This window comes from Streptacidiphilus alkalitolerans (genome assembly GCF_042511045.1).
GTDB classification, from domain to species: domain Bacteria; phylum Actinomycetota; class Actinomycetes; order Streptomycetales; family Streptomycetaceae; genus Streptacidiphilus; species Streptacidiphilus alkalitolerans.
Genome location: NZ_JBHEZX010000008.1, coordinates 262,934 through 281,105 on the forward strand (window position 1 = coordinate 262,934; position 18,172 = coordinate 281,105).

At 71.8% G+C, this 18,172-nt stretch carries 15 protein-coding genes; 9 read left to right on the top strand and 6 right to left on the bottom strand.

The window, feature by feature from the left end:
* Positions 1–18 precede the first annotated feature (18 nt).
* Entirely contained in the window at positions 19–879 is an 861-nt protein-coding gene (locus tag ACEZDG_RS20520) for an SAM-dependent methyltransferase (RefSeq protein ID WP_380511665.1), read from the bottom strand.
* A gap of 110 nt (positions 880–989) precedes the next feature.
* On the bottom strand, positions 990–1,487 hold the full coding sequence (locus ACEZDG_RS20525; protein WP_380511881.1) for an O-methyltransferase: 498 nt from the start codon (positions 1,485–1,487) through the stop codon (positions 990–992).
* 157 nt (positions 1,488–1,644) lie between these two features.
* On the opposite strand from ACEZDG_RS20525, the gene ACEZDG_RS20530 reads away from it, so the two are divergent.
* On the top strand, positions 1,645–2,043 hold the full coding sequence (locus ACEZDG_RS20530) for a hypothetical protein (RefSeq protein ID WP_380511667.1): 399 nt from the start codon (positions 1,645–1,647) through the stop codon (positions 2,041–2,043).
* 23 nt (positions 2,044–2,066) lie between these two features.
* Here ACEZDG_RS20530 and ACEZDG_RS20535 read toward each other — a convergent pair whose 3' ends face one another.
* From ACEZDG_RS20535 to ACEZDG_RS20545, 3 genes are all read right to left on the bottom strand, one after another.
* Positions 2,067–3,119 (bottom strand): TolB-like translocation protein, encoded by a 1,053-nt coding sequence (locus ACEZDG_RS20535; RefSeq protein WP_380511669.1) that lies wholly within the window; start codon positions 3,117–3,119, stop codon positions 2,067–2,069.
* Positions 3,116–4,429 carry an MFS transporter gene (locus ACEZDG_RS20540; protein WP_380511671.1) on the bottom strand — a complete coding sequence of 438 codons (1,314 nt, stop codon included), beginning with the start codon at positions 4,427–4,429 and terminating at the stop codon, positions 3,116–3,118. Before ACEZDG_RS20540 ends, ACEZDG_RS20535 begins: the two co-directional genes overlap by 4 nt.
* An 86-nt stretch (positions 4,430–4,515) precedes the next feature.
* Positions 4,516–5,376, bottom strand: a complete 861-nt coding sequence (locus tag ACEZDG_RS20545) for a glycosyltransferase family 2 protein (protein WP_380511673.1) — start codon at positions 5,374–5,376, stop codon at positions 4,516–4,518.
* Between the two features lie 501 nt (positions 5,377–5,877).
* Here ACEZDG_RS20545 and ACEZDG_RS20550 point away from each other — a divergent pair.
* The 8 genes from ACEZDG_RS20550 (at position 5,878) to ACEZDG_RS20585 (ending at position 17,438) form a co-directional block, all read left to right on the top strand.
* Complete coding sequence (locus ACEZDG_RS20550) at positions 5,878–7,320, top strand: sugar transferase (RefSeq protein WP_380511675.1); 1,443 nt, start codon at positions 5,878–5,880, stop codon at positions 7,318–7,320.
* A gap of 54 nt (positions 7,321–7,374) precedes the next feature.
* On the top strand, positions 7,375–8,433 hold the full coding sequence (locus tag ACEZDG_RS20555; protein WP_380511677.1) for a Gfo/Idh/MocA family protein: 1,059 nt from the start codon (positions 7,375–7,377) through the stop codon (positions 8,431–8,433).
* Between the two features lie 49 nt (positions 8,434–8,482).
* Positions 8,483–9,490, top strand: coding sequence for an NAD-dependent epimerase/dehydratase family protein (locus ACEZDG_RS20560; protein WP_380511679.1), 1,008 nt, complete (start codon positions 8,483–8,485; stop codon positions 9,488–9,490).
* Positions 9,487–10,638: a DegT/DnrJ/EryC1/StrS family aminotransferase gene (locus tag ACEZDG_RS20565; RefSeq protein ID WP_380511681.1), complete on the top strand. Its 1,152-nt coding sequence runs from the start codon at positions 9,487–9,489 to the stop codon at positions 10,636–10,638. Before ACEZDG_RS20560 ends, ACEZDG_RS20565 begins: the two co-directional genes overlap by 4 nt.
* The gene (locus tag ACEZDG_RS20570; RefSeq protein WP_380511683.1) at positions 10,635–11,366 is read left to right on the top strand and encodes an acetyltransferase; all 732 of its coding nucleotides are present in this window, start codon (positions 10,635–10,637) and stop codon (positions 11,364–11,366) included. The genes ACEZDG_RS20565 and ACEZDG_RS20570 overlap by 4 nt, the downstream gene beginning before the upstream one ends.
* The gene (locus tag ACEZDG_RS20575; RefSeq protein WP_380511685.1) at positions 11,363–12,478 is read left to right on the top strand and encodes a DegT/DnrJ/EryC1/StrS family aminotransferase; all 1,116 of its coding nucleotides are present in this window, start codon (positions 11,363–11,365) and stop codon (positions 12,476–12,478) included. Before ACEZDG_RS20570 ends, ACEZDG_RS20575 begins: the two co-directional genes overlap by 4 nt.
* 141 nt (positions 12,479–12,619) lie before the next feature.
* Positions 12,620–16,264, top strand: coding sequence for a DUF4082 domain-containing protein (locus ACEZDG_RS20580; protein WP_380511687.1), 3,645 nt, complete (start codon positions 12,620–12,622; stop codon positions 16,262–16,264).
* A 124-nt stretch (positions 16,265–16,388) separates the two neighbouring features.
* Positions 16,389–17,438, top strand: coding sequence for a glycosyltransferase family 2 protein (locus ACEZDG_RS20585; protein ID WP_380511689.1), 1,050 nt, complete (start codon positions 16,389–16,391; stop codon positions 17,436–17,438).
* Here ACEZDG_RS20585 and ACEZDG_RS20590 read toward each other — a convergent pair.
* Positions 17,357–18,082 (bottom strand): hypothetical protein, encoded by a 726-nt coding sequence (locus ACEZDG_RS20590; RefSeq protein ID WP_380511691.1) that lies wholly within the window; start codon positions 18,080–18,082, stop codon positions 17,357–17,359. The two genes, ACEZDG_RS20585 and ACEZDG_RS20590, sit on opposite strands and share 82 nt — an antisense overlap.
* Positions 18,083–18,172 lie beyond the last annotated feature (90 nt).

The following is an 18,172-nucleotide window of genomic DNA, read 5'->3' on the forward strand; positions in this document are numbered from 1 at the left end:
CCCCCCGTCAGACACCCCCTACGGCTTGCGGCCGACTCCCGCGTACACGGTCACGGTGGTTCCGGGGGGTGTGTCGTCGTCGGGGCGCCAGTCCTGCCCCGGCACCAGGCCGGGTTCCACCAGGGGGAAGCCGTCGAAGAACTCGGTGACCCTGGCCTTCGAACGGAGGGTCAGCGCCGCGGTGGACTTGGACCGGTAGACGTCCACGGCCTGGTCCAGGTTCGCGCGGCGGCGCGCCACGACGGCGTCGGCGGTGCCGTGCGAGATCACCAGGTGGCTGCCGGAGGGCAGCGCGTCGCCGAGGGTCTTCAGGATCCCGTCCGGGCCGTCCTCCTCGGTGATGAAGTGCAGCACCGAGACCAGCATCAGCGCGATCGGGCGGGTGAAGTCCAGGGCGGCCCTGACCCGGCGGTTCGCCAGCAGCTCGGCCGGGTCGCGCAGGTCCGCCTGGACCACCGTGGTCGCGCCCTTGCCGTGGCCGGCCATCAGCGCCCGGGCGTGGGTCAGCACGATCGGGTCGTTGTCGACGTACACCACCCTGGCGGCCGGGTTGATGCCCTGGGCGACCTCATGGGTGTTGCCGGCGCTGGGGATGCCGGTGCCGATGTCCAGGAACTGGGTGACGCCCTGCTCGGACAGGTAGCGCACGGCGCGGCCCAGGAACGCCCGGTTGGTCCTGGCGCCCTCGCGGACGTCGGCGCCGGTGCTGATGATCTTCTCGGCGGCCTCGCGGTCGGCCGGGAAGTTGTCCTTGCCGCCCAGGTAGTAGTCGTACATCCGGGCCGGGTGGGCCACGCTGGTGTCGATGCGGACAGGCTCCCAGGGCTCCGGCTCCAGGGGCGCAGGCTCCAGAGGCTCCGGCGCTGTGTCACTGGTCATCGACAACTTCCCATCCATGGAGACGGTTTCAGCAGTGATCATACTCAGCGTAGGGAGTGTACGGACGCTCGCGCGGGTTATCGGCCGAATCGGTGACGCCGGTCGAGCGGTTACGACCGGCGCACCGCGATGACCGCCGAGCTGGTCGGCGTGGTCAGTACCTCGGTGGCCTGCAGGTCGGGGTGGGTGAGGTAGAAGACCCGGAGCTGGTCCACGTCGCCGTCGAAGCGCGGCGGCCAGCCGGGGGACGGCGTGAAGTCGTCGAGGACCAGGACGCCGCCCGGGGCGAGCAGGTCGACGACCAGCTGCGGGTGGTCCCGCTTGCCGCCGCCGTCGCAGAAGAACAGGTCGAACGGGGCGTGCTGCTCCAGCATCCGCCAGTCCCCGGTGAGGACCCGCACCCGCTGGTCGTCGGCGAAGTCCGCGGCGACCCGGTGGGCCAGCTCCCGGTCCCGCTCCACGGTGACCAGCCGGGCGGCGGCGCCGAGGCCGCTGTGCAGCCAGGCGGTCCCCACACCGGTGCCGGTGCCGCTCTCGGCGACGACCCCGCGGGGCTTGGCGGCGGCGAGCAGGCCGAGCAGCCGCCCGACCTCGGGCGTGCAGCTCATGGTGAACCCCAGCTCGGCGGCCGTCCGCTCGGCGGCAGCCACCCGGGGTGGTACGGCCGGTGCTGCGATCTGCACAACTGCCCCCTCGCACAGGTGAAGTGACAGCGGCTGCCACCGCGGCGAGGATACCCCCGAGCGGCTGGCCTAAGCTGCGGGGATGGGTCGTCAGAAGCAGAACAAGCCGCGCCGCGGGCGTCAGCCCGGCGCGGAGGGCGGGCAGGCCGCGGGGTCGAAGCGGCGGCGGATGCTGGACATCGCCGCGATGCTCGACCTCCCGGCGAGCATCGCGGACGGCTCGGGCGGCGGCCTGGTCGTGGAGGTGGCCGCGGTCGGCTTCCCCGGCGACGGGTTCGCCACCGGGGAGCGGCCGGCCTACGTCCGGCTCGCCGACGGCTCGGTGAAGCTGCTGCCCGAGGGCCTGCGGGCCTGGGCCCGCGGTGTGGTCGAGGAGGAGCTCGAACTGCGGGCGTCCGGCGGGGGAACGATGTTCCCCCGCCGGATCGAGTTCGGGACCAGCGACGGCACGCAGTACGCCCGCTACGTCGAGCCGGTCTGACCCACTCCACCCCCGGCTAGGTGCTACTTCAGCGGCGCGGCCGGGGAGAAGGCCCCGGAGAGCAGCAGGTGCGGGCTGCCGGTGCCGTCGGCCGGGACGGACCAGAGGTCGCTGCTGCCGCTGTCGCCCGGGGTGGGCAGGGCGTAGGCGACGGTGTCGTCGTCCAGCCAGGTGGCCTGGTCGTCCACGCTGTGGTGCTCGGCGAGCGGGGTCTCCTTGAGGGTGCTGAGGTCGAGGACGTACTCGTGCCACAGCGAGGCCTTGGCCAGGATGCGCTTCTTGTAGGCGATCCGGGTGCCGTCGGGGGAGAGCGAGGGGCACTCGACGTTCTGGACCAGGGTGGTGACGGTCTGCCGGGAGATGGAGCCGCGCACCAGGTAGGTGTGGCCGCCGGTGCCCAGGGTGGCGTAGAAGGTGTCGTCGTCGGCGGCGAAGGTGACGCCCCAGAAGTTGACGTCGATGTTGTGGTACGCCTTGCCGTCCAGGGTGATGGCGAAGGACTCCAGGCTGGGGATCAGCCGCCAGGTGCGGGTGTCCACGATCGAGGTGCGGGTGGAGAAGAAGGCCGCGCCGTAGGACTCCCCGCCGACGAAGACGGTCCAGGCGGCGAAGTGGCCGCTGGGGGAGACCCGGGCCCGGCTGGGGGTGCCGGCCAGCGGGAAGGTGTGCAGGGTGTGCAGGTCGGAGTCCACGATCAGGGCCCGGTTGCTCGGGGTGAGCGCGCCGGGCACGGACTGCAGGCAGACGCCGGTGCCGGCGGCGGTGTAGAAGCGCAGGCACTTCAGCCCCGAGGCGGTCCGCTGCGCGGTCGTGCCGGTCCCGGAGGCGGTGGTGGTGGCGCTGCCGGCCGGCACCGAGACCACCTCGTCCAGGTGCGGGCCCTTGGCCGCGTTGACGAAGAGCAGCCTGCCCGGCTGATCCAGCGTCACCCGGCCCGCGGTGATGGCGGGTCCGCCCGCCTGCGGGCGGGTCTTCTCGGCGGCGCGGGAGGCGGCGTGCAGGACCAGCCCGGTGCCGAGGCCGGCGAGCAGCAGGACCGCCACGGCGAGGATCAGCAGGCGGCGGAGCGGTGTCATGGGGTGGTTCCGTTCTCGGTCCGGTCGGTGGGCGTCCGGCCGGTGGGCCGCAGCCGGTTGGTGGGCCGCAGGACGAAGCCCGCGATCGCCGCGCAGCAGAGCAGCCCGGCCGCGGAGCCGGCCAGCGCCGGGCCGTCCCCCCAGACCGTCCAGGCCGCGCCGAAGGCCAGTGAGCAGAGGAAGCGGGCCAGCGCCTGGCCGGTGCCGACCAGGGCCAGGCCGCTGCCGCGCAGTTGCTCGGGGACCACGTCGGCGACCGCCGCCGGCAGCACCCCGTCGGTGGCGGCGTAGAAGGCGCCGTGCAGCCCGAGCACCAGGTAGGGCAGCACGGGGGTGTGCGGGGTCCACAGCAGCAGCCCGTACGCGAGCAGCAGTCCGGCGTGGCCGGCCAGGAAGACCACCCGGCGTCCGATCTTGTCGGCGAGCACCCCGAGCGGCACGGCCAGCAGCAGGAACACGCTGGCGGTGCCCAGCGGCAGCAGCGGGAACCACTGCTCGCCGATGCCGATCCGGTGCTGCAGCAGCAGGTAGACGAAGGCGTCGCTGACGGTGGTGAGGCCGAGCAGCGCGGCGCAGCCGGTGAGCGCGCGCAGCCGCGGCAGCCGGAGCAGGGTGAGCGCCTCGCGCAGGTCGACCTTCTTGACCGGGGTGGTCGCCGCGGCGGGCTGCTTGCCCGGTACGAACAGCACCAGCACCAGGACGCCCAGCACGGCTACGCAGGCGCTGACGCCGAACACCGCGTCGTAGCCGTCCGTCGCCGCGCGCAGGATCAGGAAGGCGGAGATCGGGCCGAGCACCGCGCCGGTGGTGTCCATCGCCCGGTGCACGCCGAAGGCCCGGCCCCGGTGCTCCGGGGTGGTCGACAGCGAGATCAGCGCGTCGCGGGGGGAGGTGCGCAGGCCCTTGCCGGTGCGTTCCAGGGCGAGCACCGCGCCGAGCGGTCCGAGGCTGTGCACCAGCATCAGCAGCGGCTTGCAGAGCGCGGACAGGCCGTAGCCGATCCCGGCGATCAGCTTGTGGTTCCTGACCCGGTCGGCGAGGTGCCCGCCGAGCAGCTGGACCAGGGCGCTGACGCCGTTGTAGACGCCGTCCAGCACGCCGAAGCCGAGCGGGCTCAGGCCGAGGCCGACCACCAGGTAGAGCGGCAGCACCGCGGTGACCATCTCCGAGGAGATGTCGGTGATCAGGCTGACGGCGCCGAGCGCGAGCACGGTCGAGCCGACCGCACGGCCCAGGCCGAAGGGGCTCCTTGCGGTCCTGGTCGGCGTGGTCCCGGTCTTCTCCGGAGCGGAGCGTTCCGTGAGGTACATCGTGAGTGGCCCCCCTTCTCACCTTGCTGCGGACGCGGATGGTGACGCGCGTCCGATGGAACACTGTAGGGCCTGATCTGCCGCTGTCAGCCCTGACGGCTGCTCTCGTCCCGCAGCCAGGTGCCGAAGTCCTGGGCGGTGACCGCCTTCCTGGACTGCCGGCGGGCGGTCACCGCGGCGGCGAGGAAGACCAGGACGGCCGGAATGAGCCTGGGATCGGCCCGCAGCAGCTTGCCGAGGTCGGCCTTGCTGGTCCGGGCCGTCGGTGCGGGTGCGTCCCCGGGGGTCTGCTGTTGCTGCTGCTCCAGTTGGGTCGTGGACGTAGCAGCCCGGACCCGTCGGCGGATCAGATCCGGCCAGGTGCGCGGCGGGTGGACCACGACTCGGGCCTCGCGGACCACCCGGCGCTCGTCCGGGGCGAAGGCCAGCGAGGCGGCGAGGTCGTCCGCCATCAGCGGCGGCAGCGCGGCCAACCGTCGGTATCCGGCCTCCGACACGGCGATCACGCCGCGGCCGAAGAGTCCTTCGCGTACGGCTGGAAGTCTTTGCCAGACCCGGTAGTAGGCGCGGACCCGCCAGGCGCAGCCGGTCAGCGGAAGCTCCCGTTCCGGTGCGGTGGCGAGAACGCCGGCGGGGTCGCCGAGGGCCGCGGTGAGGGCCCGTACGTCCGATGTGGCGAGAACCACATCCGCGTCCACATAGACCCGGGGGAAGCCGCGGGCGTGCTCGTCGCCGAGGCGGAGCGCCGCGTGCTTGGAGGGGACCGGGCTCTCCAGGACCCTGACCGCGGACCCGCGCAGGGCTGCCACCTGCGCGGTGTCGTCCGTGCAGCCGTTGCAGACCACCACGATGTCGATCTCGTCGGGGGCTGCTTCTACCAAGAGGGAGTCAAGGAGCCGGCCGATCACTTGCCCCTCGTTGTGGGCAGGGATCACAATGCTCGTCACCTGCGCCAGTATGACGTCAGAGGCAGGGATGATGCCGACTGTTTCGCCCAAATGTTCCCGACGGTTCCTTCTGTGCTCTAGATTGAACGCCGGTGGGCCGGTTTGGGCGAGCACATTCACTCGACCGACACGGATCCAACACAACATGGGGTGCTCCGGAGCGGCGTCCTCCCAGGGATGCGGTTTCAGCCGATTTGGAGAGTTAGCCCGAACGTACTGATTGGTCATCGGTACGGTGTGGAGCGTTGTTCGTATGCCAGCACTCTTTGGGACGGGTCAGGAACAGCGCGGAACGGACGGAGCAGGTTGCCGACTGCAGGGGGAACACAAGCAGTCGGCCGTCAGCCCGTCCGGCCAGGTGTAAGAGCCAAGTACTCACGTGGGAAAGCCGGTGTCCACCCGCACCGTCCGACTGCCGCGGTCCATCCGCCGGTCGGGCAGACGCGGTGACTCCGAGGGACCGCGCGTGGGTGCGCCAAGCACCGTTGTGGGGGGGTTCCCATGACCATTGAGCCGGTCACGCATGAGCGCTACGTAGCACGACACCGGACCCTAGGGGTCCGCAGACGACGTTGGGAGCGGAAGTACCGTGTAGTCCTGCTGGTCGCGGACGCCGTGGCGGCCGCGGTCGCCGCCTTTGTCATCCACGGCGCGTACGGCCGCTGGTCCGTCGCGCTGGCGATGCCGCCCGCCTGGATCCTGGCGATGTGCGCCTACCGCGCCTACGACCGCAGTGCCCTGGGCCTCGGGACCGAGGAGTACCGGCGGGTGCTGCGCGGCGCCGTCGCGCTGCCGGCCATGGCCGCCTGCGCCTACTGGTGGTTCGCGCACGACCACGAGCTCTTCCACGACATGATGATCGCGGTGCTCCCGGCCGCCGTGCTGTGCCTGGCCTGCCGCTTCGTGCTCCGAATACGGCTGCACCGGCGCTGGTCCAGGGACCGTGACCGCAGCAGCGCGCTGCTGGTCGGGCCCTCGCACAGCGTGGTCGAGCTGGTCGCCGCGCTGCGCCGCGGCGGCACCCAGGAACTGCAGGTCACCGGCGTCTGCCTGACCGACCCGGTGAACTCCGCGGCGGTCAGCAGCCTGGGCATCCCGGTCCGCGGCGGCCTCGACGACGTACCCGCAGTGATCCACACCACCGGCAGCAACACCGTGCTGGTGCTGCCCGCCGCCGAGATCGACTCCACCGTGCTGCGCCGGCTGTCCTGGATCGCCGCCGCCGAGGGCGCGGACTTCCTGCTCGCCCCGGTGGTCGCGGACATCGCCTCCGCCCGGCTGGTGACCAGGCCCTACAACGCGGTGCCGCTGCTGCACCTGCGCGCCCCGGCGCTGTCGAAGACCCGGCGGCTGCCCAAGGAGGTCCTGGACCGCGTCGTCGCCGGATCCCTGCTGCTGCTGCTCGCACCGCTGCTGGCGGTGGTCGCGCTGCGGGTGCGGCTGGACAGCCCGGGGCCGGTGCTGTTCCGCCAGCTGCGGGTGGGCCGCAACGGCAACCAGTTCACCATGTTCAAGTTCCGCACCATGCGGGAGGACGCGGAGGACTACCGGGAGGAACTGGCCCACCTCAACGAGAACAGCGACGGCCTGCTGTTCAAGATGAAGGAGGACCCCCGGATCACCAGGGCGGGCTCCACGCTGCGCCGCTACTCGCTGGACGAGCTGCCGCAGCTGATCAATGTGCTCAACGGCGACATGTCGCTGGTGGGCCCGCGCCCCCCGCTGCCCGAGGAGGTCAGCGCCTACACCTCCGAGGTGCGGCGCAGGCTCCTGGTCAAACCGGGGCTCACCGGCCTGTGGCAGGTGAGCGGACGCTCCGACCTGCCCTGGGACGAGGCGGTCCGGCTGGACCTCGGCTATGTGGAGAACTGGTCCATGGGCATGGACGTGGCGATCCTGCTGCGGACCGCCCCCGCCGTGATGCGCGGCACCGGCGCGTACTGACCCCGTCAGCCCGACGCGACGTCATCAAGCAAGAGTGAAAGGAACACCACCACCGTGACGGAAAACAGCGCGGAACCCCTGGGCGTTGCCGTCGTCGGCGCCGGCTACTGGGGGCCCAACCTCGTCCGCAACTTCCAGTCCAGCCCCGAGTTCCGGCTGCGCTGGCTCTGCGACCTGGACGTGGAGCGGGCCCAGCGGGTGCTCGGCCGCTACTCCACGGTCCAGGCGACCGCCGACTACGCGGCGGTGCTGGCCGACCCCTCGGTGCAGGCCGTGGCCGTGGCCACCCCCGCCGGGACGCACCTGGACGTCGCGCTGGCCGCGCTGCGCGCGGGCAAGCACGTCCTGGTGGAGAAGCCGCTGGCGGCGACGTACGCGGACGGGGTCAGGCTGGTCGCCGAGGCCGAGGAGCGCGGCCTCACCCTGATGTGCGACCACACCTACTGCTACACCCCGGCGGTGAGCGCCATCCGCGGTATGGTCCGCTCCGGCGAGCTGGGCGAGATCCACTTCGTGGACTCGGTCCGGATCAACCTCGGCCTGGTCCAGAAGGACATCGACGTGATGTGGGACCTGGCCCCGCACGACCTGTCGATCCTGGACTTCATCCTGCCCGAGCACGTGGTCCCGGTCGCCGTGGCCGCGCACGGGGCCGACCCGATCGGCGCCGGGCAGGCCTGCGTGGCCTATCTGACGCTGCAGCTGAACACCGGGGCGATCGCCCACGTCCACGTCAACTGGCTGTCGCCGACCAAGGTGCGCACCACCATGGTCGGCGGCGCCAAGCGCACCCTGATCTGGGACGACCTCAACCCGGCCCAGCGGGTCGCGGTCTTCGACCGCGGGGTCGACCTGTCCGCCCCGCAGGAGATAGGCGCGGACGAGCGCCGCGACATGCTGGTGTCCTACCGCACCGGCGACATGGTCGCCCCGGCGATCGGCGAGAAGGAGGCGCTGCGCAGCATGGTCGACGAGTTCGCCGGGGCGATCCGCGAGGGCCGCCCCGCGCTCACCGACGGCCGGGCCGGGCTGCGGGTGCTGGACATCCTGGAGGCGGCTTCCCGGAGCCTGGAGTTCAAGGGCGCGGTGGTCGGCCTGCGGGCCGGGCACTGACCGCCCCTGAGTACGTAGAAATCATGAACGATCAAGTAGGGGAACGAAGTTGAGCAGCGTACGAGGCAAGAGGATCCTGGTCACGGGTGGGGCCGGCACCATCGGCTCCAACCTGGTGGACCTGCTGGTCGACAACGGGGCGCGCGAGATCGTCGTGCTCGACAACTTCGTCCGGGGGCGGATGGCCAACCTGGCCACCGCGATGCCGAGCGGCCTGGTGGAGGTGGTCGAGGGCGACATCCGCGACGCCGGCACCGTCCGCAAGGTCACCGAGGGCGCGGACCTGGTGTTCCACCTGGCCGCGATCCGGATCACCCAGTGCGCCGAGGAGCCCCGGCTGGCCAACGAGGTCATGGTCGACGGCACCTTCAACGTGGTGGAGGCCGCGGCCCAGGCCGGGGTCGGCAAGCTGGTCGCCTCCTCCTCGGCCTCGGTCTACGGGCTGGCCGAGGAGTTCCCGACCACCGAGCGGCACCACCCGTACAACAACGACACCTTCTACGGCGCCGCGAAGGCCTTCAACGAGGGCCTGCTGCGCAGCTTCCACGCCATGTACGGGCTCGACTACGTGGCGCTGCGCTACTTCAACGTCTACGGGCCGCGGATGGACATCCACGGCCTCTACACCGAGGTGCTGATCCGCTGGATGGAGCGGATCGCCTCCGGCGAGCCGCCGCTGATCCTCGGCGACGGCACCCAGACCATGGACTTCGTCGACGTCAGGGACATCGCCAGGGCCAACCTGCTGGCCGCCGAGTCCGACCTGACCGACACCGTGTTCAACGTCGCCAGCGGCAGCGAGACCAGCCTGCGCCAGCTGGCCGACGGCCTGCTGGAGGCGATGGACTCGGACCTGGAGCCGGTGCACGGCCCGGCCCGCGCGGTGAACGGGGTGACCCGGCGGCTGGCCGACACCTCGCAGGCGGCCGACCGGCTCGGCTTCACCGCCGAGATCGACCTGCGCACCGGGCTGCGGGACCTGGTGTCCTGGTGGCGCGCCGAGCGCGAGGCCGACGCCGCCGCTGCCGCCGCCGCGGGCCCGGAGGCCGGGGCATGAGCGCCGAACAGCTCAACCGGGTCCCGGTGATGATCCCCTGGCTGGGGGAGGAGGAGGCGAAGGCCGCCTCCGACGCCGTGCTGTCCGGCTGGGTGGCCCAGGGCCCCCGGGTCGCCGAGTTCGAGCGCGCCTTCGCCGAGCGGGTGGGCGCCGAGCACGGCATCGCGGTCAGCTCCTGCACCACCGCGCTGCACCTGGCCCTGGTCGTGCTGGGCCTCGGCCCGGGCGACGAGGTCGTGGTCCCCTCGCTGTCCTTCATCGCCACCGCCAACGCGGTCCGCTACGTCGGCGCCGAGCCGGTGTTCGCGGACGTCGAGGCCGCCACCGGCAATCTGACCGCCGCCACCGTGGACGCGGTCAGGACGCCCAGGACCAAGGCGGTCCTGGTGGTCCACCAGGGCGGCGTCCCCGCCGACACGGACGCGCTCCGGGCCGCCTGCGCGGACTGGGACCTGGCCCTGGTCGAGGACGCGGCCTGCGCCATCGGCTCCACCGTGGGCGGCAAGTCGGTCGGCCACGGCGCGCTGCTCGCGGCCTGGTCCTTCCACCCCCGCAAGGTGATCACCACCGGCGAGGGCGGCATGATCACCACCGACGACGCGGAGTGGGCGGCCCGGCTGCGCCGACTGCGCGAGCACGGCATGAACGCCTCCGCCGCGCAGCGGCACGCGAGCAGCACCCCGATCCTGGAGAGCTACCTCGAGGTCGGCTACAACTACCGGATGACGGACATCCAGGCCGCGGTCGGCCTGGTGCAGCTCGGCAAGCTGGACCAGATCGTCGGCCGGCGCCGGGCCCTGGCCGCCCGCTACGACGCCCTGCTGCAGGACGTCCCCGGGCTCACCCCGGTCCGCGACCCCGAGCACGGGCAGGGCAACTTCCAGTCCTACTGGGTGCTGCCCGACCAGGACTTCCCGCTCGGCCGGGACGAGCTGCTGGCCGAACTCGCCGACGCCGGGATCTCGGCCCGGCGCGGGATCATGGCCTCGCACCTGGAGCCCGCGTACCAGGGCCACCCGGCGGCGGCGCTGCCGGTCACCGAGCGGATCAGCCGCGACTCGCTGATCCTGCCGCTGTTCCACACCATGACGGACGCTCAGCAGGACCGGGTGGTCGCGGTGCTGCGCAGGGCGGCGGACCGGCCATGAGCACCCCTCTGGTGATCGTCGGCGCCGGCGGCTTCGCCCGGGAGACCGCCCAGGCGGTCCGGGACGCCAATGCCTCGGACGCGGCCCACGGCCGTCCCGAGCGCTGGGAGCTGCTCGGCCACCTGGACGACGACCCCGGGCTGCACGGCGGCAAGGTCGACGGCACCGCCGTGCTCGGCGGCTGCGACCTGGTGCGTGAACTGCCCGCCGCCACCAGGGCCGTGATCTGCGTGGGCAGCCCCCGGGACTACGCGGTCCGGGCCCGGCTGGCCCGCCGGCTCGGCCTGCCGGGGGAGCGCTACGCGACCGTGGTCCATCCGACCGCGGTGGTGTCGGCCAGTTCGACCGTCGGGCCCGGCTCGGTGCTGCTCGCGCACACCGTGCTCACCGCCGCGGTCCGGGTCGGCGCGCATGTCGCGGTGATGCCGCAGGTGGTGCTGACCCACGACGACGTGGTGGAGGACTTCGCCACCGTCGCCTCGGGGGTCAGGCTCGGCGGCGGAGTGCGGGTCCGGCGGGGCGCCTACCTGGGCGCGGGGGCGCTGGTCCGGGAGGGCACCGAGGTCGGTGCCTGGTCGCTGATCGGCACCGGCAGCCTGGTGCTGGGGGACGTGCCGCAGGGGGAGGTCTGGGTCGGCAGCCCGGCCCGCCTGCTGCGCGCGGCGGGGGCCACGGCCCTGGCCGAGATCGCAGAGACATTCGAACCGATGGGGGACATAGCCCGATGAGCCAGATTCCGCTGGTGGACCTCAAGGCCGCGCACGCCGAGGTCGCCGATGAGGTCAGGGCCGGCTTCGACCGGGTCCTCGCCAACACCGCGTTCATCGGCGGCGAGGAGGTCCGGGAGTTCGAGCGCGAGTACGCGGAGTTCGCCGGCGTCGCGCACTGCGTCGGGGTCGCCAACGGCACCGACGCGCTGGAGCTGGCGCTGCGCGCCAGCGGGGTCGGGGTGGGCGACGAGGTGGTGCTGCCCGCCAACACCTTCATCGCCACGGCCGGCGCGGTGGCCAGGATCGGCGCACGCCCGGTCCTGGTCGACTGCCTGCGGGACAGCCTGCTGATCGACCCGCGGCAGGCGCTCAAGGCGGTCGGCCCGGCCACCCGCGCGGTCGTCCCGGTCCACCTCTACGGCCAGTCGGCCGCGGTGGAGGAACTGCTCGCGGAGCTCCCGGCGGGAGTGGCCGTGGTCGAGGACGGTGCGCAGAGCCAGGGCGCGACCCGGAACGGGCGCACCGCCGGCAGCGGCGGCATCGCCGCCACCAGCTTCTACCCCGGCAAGAACCTCGGCGCCTACGGCGACGCGGGCGCGGTGCTGACCGACGACGAGGAGCAGGCCGGCCTGCTCCGGGCGCTCGCCAACCACGGCGGCGTCGCCAAGTACCGACACGACGTGGCCGGTTTCAACAGCCGGCTGGACGGGCTGCAGGCCGTGGTGCTGCGGGCCAAGCTGGCCCGGCTCGCGGAGGGCAACGCCGCCCGCCGCGCCGCCGCCGCCCGCTACGACGCCCTGCTGGCCGACCTCGCGGCGGACGGCCGGGCGGTGCTGCCGGTGACGGCCGAGGGCAACGTCCACGTCTGGCACCTCTATGTGGTGCGGATCGGCGCCGCCGAGCGGGACCGCGTGGTCGCCGCCCTCAACGCGGCCGGGATCGGCGCGGGCGTGCACTACCCGGCGGCGGTCCACCTCACTCCGGCGTTCGCGCACCTCGGCCATCGGCGCGGCGACTTCCCCCAGGCCGAGGAAGCGGCGGACCGGATGCTCTCGCTGCCGCTCTTCCCGCAGATCACCGCAGACCAGCAGCAGCGCGTGGTGGAAGCGTTCACCACCGCCCTCGGCTGACGAACGGCACCATTGCCGCCCCGCCTCACCGGGACGGCGTCGCACCACTGAGAGGTATAGACGATCATGCACAGACGGAACAGACTCCTCCAGGGCGGCTTGTTCGCCCTGGTCGTGGCTTTGTTGACGGCGGTTCTCCCGATGACCTGGGCGTCCAACGCCGCTGCCGACCCCTGCGGGACCGGCAGCAATCCCATCGTCTGCGAGAACTCCAAGACCGGTTCGCCGATGTCGGACTGGTTCTCGCCCAACGCCTACGGCAACGTCCAGGGCTTCTCCACCCAGGAGAGCGTCCAGGCGGGCGACACGGTCCAGTTCAAGGTGCAGTCGCCGACCCCGTACCACGTCGAGATCTACCGGCTCGGCTACTACGGGGGTGACGGCGGGCGCGAGATGTCGACCGCCGCGCAGGCGTCCGCGACCTACCCGGCCAACTTCACCAAGAACGGCACGGCCGGCAGCCCGATCGACACCGTCGTCAACGACGGCGTCCCCGACGGCAAGCCGCTGAACTGCGCCAGCAACGCCACCGGCCTGGTGGACTGCGGCAGCTGGCCGGTCACCGCGACCTGGACCGTGCCGAGCGACGCCGTCTCCGGTCTGTACATCGCGAACTTCGACCAGTCCGACGGCAACGGCGTGATGCCCTACCCGTTCGTGGTCCGTGACGACTCCAGCCACTCCGACATCGTGGTGCAGACCGACGACGAGACCTGGCAGGCCTACAACATGTGGGGCGGCCAGAACCTCTACCAGGGCGCCGGTCCCGCCCCCGACGGCCGCGCCTACCAGGTCAGCTACAACCGCCCGCTGGACATCGGCGGCGACAACGGCGTCTACGGCTCCGAGTTCGAGATGATCTCCTGGCTGGAGCAGAACGGCTACGACGTCAGCTACCTGTCCGGGCTCGACACCTCCACCAGAGGCGCCGACCTGCTGAACCACAAGATGTTCATGTCCTCGGGACACGACGAGTACTGGACCGCGGACCAGTTCCACAACGCGCTGGCGGCCAGGCAGGCCGGGGTCAACGAGACCTTCTTCAGCGGCAACGAGGTCTCCTGGGAGACCCGGTTCGCGCCGAGCATCGACGGCACCAACACCGCCAACCGCACCCTGGTCAGCTACAAGGAGACCAAGCTCGAACTCCCGTCGCCGGACGGCATTCCCGACCCCAGCAACGTCTGGACCGGGGCCTTCCTCGACCCGGGCAGCCAGGCCAAGACCGGGGTGTTCCAACCGCAGAACATCCTCACCGGGTCGCTGTTCCAGATCAACGGCTACCGCGCCGACGCGATCACCGTGCCTGGCTCCTACGGCAAGAACCGGCTCTGGCGCAACACCACCATCGCCAACCTGACCTCCAGTCAGACCGCGACCTTCCCGACCGGGACGCTCGGCTACGAGTGGGACAGCGACTTCGCCGACGCCACCAGACCGGCCGGCGAGATCGACCTGTCGTCCACCACGGTGACCGTCCCCAACGGCCTCTACCGGATGGACTACGGCAACATCTACGGCTCCGGCACCGCGACCCACAACCTGGTCGAGTTCCGGGACCAGACCTCGCACGCCCTGGTCTTCGGCACCGGCACGGTGCAGTGGTCCTGGGGCCTGACCAACGTCCCCACCAGTGACCCGGCCGACGCCGTGGTCACCGTGGACAAGCGGATGCAGCAGGCGACCGTCAACATCCTCGCCGACATGGGCATCCAGCCGAAGACCCTGCAGTCGGGCCTGGTCGCCGCGACGGCCTCGACCGACACCACCGGGCCGACGGTCACCGTCAGCACCCCGGCCGCCAACACCACCGTGGCCGCGGCGCACCAGCTGACCATCAGCGGTACCGCGGCCGACACCGGCGGCGGCGTGGTGGCCCGGGTGGAGGTGTCCACCGACGGCGGCACCGTCTGGTCCCCCGCCACCGGACTGAACACCTGGTCCTACACCTGGACGCCCACCACCACCGGACCCGCGCAGATCAAGGTGCGGGCCGTGGACGACAGCGTCAACATCGGCGCCGTCACCACGATCCCGGTGACCGTCGGCGGCCAGCAGTGCCCGTGCTCGGTCTGGGCGCCCTCGATCGTGCCCGGCACCATCAACGGCGGTGACGGCAGCCAGATCGAACTCGGCGTCAAGATCCGCAGCAGCGTGGCCGGCTCCATCACCGGCGTCCGCTTCTACAAGTCCCCGGCCAACACCGGCACGCACACCGGCAGCCTGTGGACCAGCACCGGCACGCTGCTGGCCACCGGCACCTTCACCAACGAGACCGCGTCCGGCTGGCAGCAGCTGAACTTCGACTCGCCGGTGCCGATCAAGCCCAACACCACCTATGTCGCCTCGTACTACGCCCCCAACGGCGGCTACTCCTACGACGGCGGCTACTTCAACAGCAGCGCGGCCGGACTGGCCCCGCTGACGGCGCTGCAGTCCGGTACCGACGGCGGCAACGGCGTCTACCACTACGGCTCGGGCGGCGGCTTCCCGTCCTCGCAGTCGTCGGGCAGCAACTACTGGGTGGACGCGGTCTTCGACAACTCGGGGGCCAGCACCACCCCGCCGTCGGTGACCACCAGGACCCCGGCCTCCGGGGCGACCGGGGTGTCGATCACCTCGCCGGTGTCGGCGACCTTCAACGAGGGCATCGACAGCAGCACGCTGACCTTCAGCCTGAAGGACGCGAGCGGCGCCAACGTCCCCGGCAGCACGGTGGTCAGCGCCGGCAAGACGGTGACCTTCACACCGTCCACCGAGCTGGCGCTGAACAGCACCTACACGGCGTCGGTGCAGACCTCCGACCTGTGGGGCAACGCGATGGCGGCGCCGACCACCTGGTCGTTCACCACCAGCGCCACCCCGCCGGCGGTCACCTGCCCGTGCACCCTGTGGCCCGGCAGCACCGTGCCGAGCACCCCCGACGTGACCAATGACGCCAACTCGCTCGAACTCGGCGTCAGGTTCCAGTCGGCCGTGGACGGCTGGGTCACCGGAGTCACCTTCTACAAGGGCACCGGCAACACCGGCACCCACTCCGGCAACCTCTGGTCCGCCAGCGGCGCGCTGCTCGCCACCGGCACCTTCAGCGGCGAGAGCGCGAGCGGGTGGCAGACGCTCACCTTCGACACCCCGGTGGCGATCACCGCCGGCACCTCCTACGTGGCCTCGTACCACGCGCCGAACGGCAACTACGCCGTCGACGGCGGGTACTTCGCCGGAGCGCACCAGTCGTACCCGCTGACCGCGCCCGCCGACGGGAGCGGAGGATCGAACGGCCTGTACGCGTACGGGTCCACCTCCGCCTTCCCGAACAGCTCGGCCGGCTCCGCGAACTACTGGGTCGCCCCGATCATCACCACGACCGCCCCGAGCCCGCAGTCGCAGCCGATGACCGAGGGAGCGACCGCCATGCAGTCGCTGGCCGAGGCCCAGCCGTTTACGGTGACGCTGCCCAGCGACACCAACCCGCTGACGGTCAAGGCGACGGTCACCACCCTGGTGGGCCACGTCAGCACCGAGTCGGGGGTCGGCGCACCCGTGCCGGCCGTCATCTCCTACAACAAGAAGACCCACAAGGCGACGTTCCGGCTGTCCGCCCCGATGCCCTACGGGGCGAAGTACAAGATCACCGTCACGGCCAAGGACACCCACGGCCACGCGGTGAAGGCCCACACCTGGACGCTGAAGAGCAGCTCCGAGCTGAACCCGGCGGGACGGGCCGATCTCGGCCCGCTGGTGAAGCCGACCTCGGTGTGGACCCCGGTCGGGCTCCCGCTGAAGTAGCACCACCCGCAATACCCGCACCACCCTGTTTGCACCCGCACCCACCGGTGCGGCACGGGGGAGGCGGCCCAGCGCAGCACCGGGCCGCCTCCCCCGAGGCCGCCCGGGGATTGGCTGACCTGCGATGAGCACCCTCGGCGTCGTGATTCCCTGCTACAAGTACGGCCACTTCCTGGAGGACTGCGTACGCAGCGTCCTGGACGAACAGGAGGGCCTCGACGTCAGAGTGCTGATCATCGACGACGCCTCCCCCGACGACTCGGCGGCCGTCGCCCGCAAACTCGCGGACGGCGACCCCCGGATCGAGGTCCGGGTCCACGAGACCAACAAGGGCCATATCGCCACCTACAACGAGGGCCTGCTGGAATGGGCCGAGACCGACTACGTCGCGCTGCTCTCGGCCGACGACCGGCTGGTCCCCGGCGCGCTGGTGCGGGCCGCCGCACTGCTGGACGCGCACCCCGAGGTCGGCTTCGCCTACGGCAGGCCGCTGCGGTTCCAGCACGGCGGCCCGCTGCCCGCCGCCCGCACCAGCAGCACCGGCACCGTGGTCTACCCCGGCCAGTGGTGGCTGGAGCGCCGGTTCGGCGAGGCCACCGGCTGCATCACCTCGCCCGAGGTGGTGGTCAGGACCAGCCTGCAGCGCACCGTCGGCGGCTACGACCCCGCGCTGCCGCACGCCGGCGACATCGAGATGTGGATGCGACTCGCCGCCCACGCCGACGTCGGCTACATCCAGGGCGCCGACCAGGCGTACTACCGGGTGCACGGCAACAACATGTCCACCACCGACTTCGGCGGGCAGCTGGACGACCTGCGGCAGCGCCGGATCGCCTTCGAGTCGGTGCTCGCCAAGTGCGGCGACCGGCTGCCCCGGGCCGAGCAGCTGTCGGCCGCCGTGCACACCAGACTGGCCCGCTTCGCGCTGCGCCGCGCCTACCGCGCCTACGACCGGGGCCGCACCGATGTGGTCCCGGTGCAGGAACTGCTGGACTTCGCCCGGGACTGCCTGCCGGAGGGCTTCACCGCACTGCCCGAGTACCGGGCGCTGCGGCTGCGGCAGCGGATCGGCGCCCGGACCATGCCGTACCTTCAGCCGCTGGTGCTCTCGGCGGTGGTGGAACGGGTGCGGGAGTGGTTCTGGTGGAAGTCCTGGGACCGGCGCGGCATCTGATGCTCCGTACCGTCAGCCGCGTCCTGCCGCCGCCGGCGCCGCCGCAGCGCGTAGCGGTCCGTCCACAGCGCCGCCAGCACCCCGCAGAGCCCGCCCAGCAGCAGCGTCCCGACCAGGCCGCGGCTCTTGGTGCCGTGTACCGCGACGGCGTTCGGCGGCACCAGCAGGTCCACGCTCATCGCCGAGGCCGCGGTGATCCGGTGCTCCGCCTGCAGGCTCTGCACATGGACGCCGTAGACGCCGATGATCTTCTGCACGATGCGGTCCGCCTCGGCCGGGTCGGTCAGCTCCGACTGCACCTGGACGGTGGGGATCAGGTACTTCGGGGTCGCACTGGTACCGCTGTTGCGCGGCACCAGGTGGTACGTCCCGTGCACCCCCGCGGCGGTCAGCTCGCGCACCCCGGCCGGCGACTCCATCTGCTGGATCACCGCGTAGGAGACCGCGGCCAGGGTCGGCTGCAGATTGGCGAACTGGTTCGGCTGGTTGCCGGTCACCGGCGGCTTCAGCACGATCACCGCCGAGCTCAGGTACAGCTGGGTGGGGCGCAGCACGTGGTAGCAGCCGGCCAGGGTCAGCAGCATCGCGAGCGCCAGCACGTACCAGCGTCGGAGCAGTGCACGGACCAGCTCGTCGGGCGACACTGGGTTTCCTTCCCTCGGTACCGGTACTGCCTGGTCGCAGCCTATGCTGGCCCGGGGTTCCAGGGGGAGCGGTCCGGTACATCGGCGCCC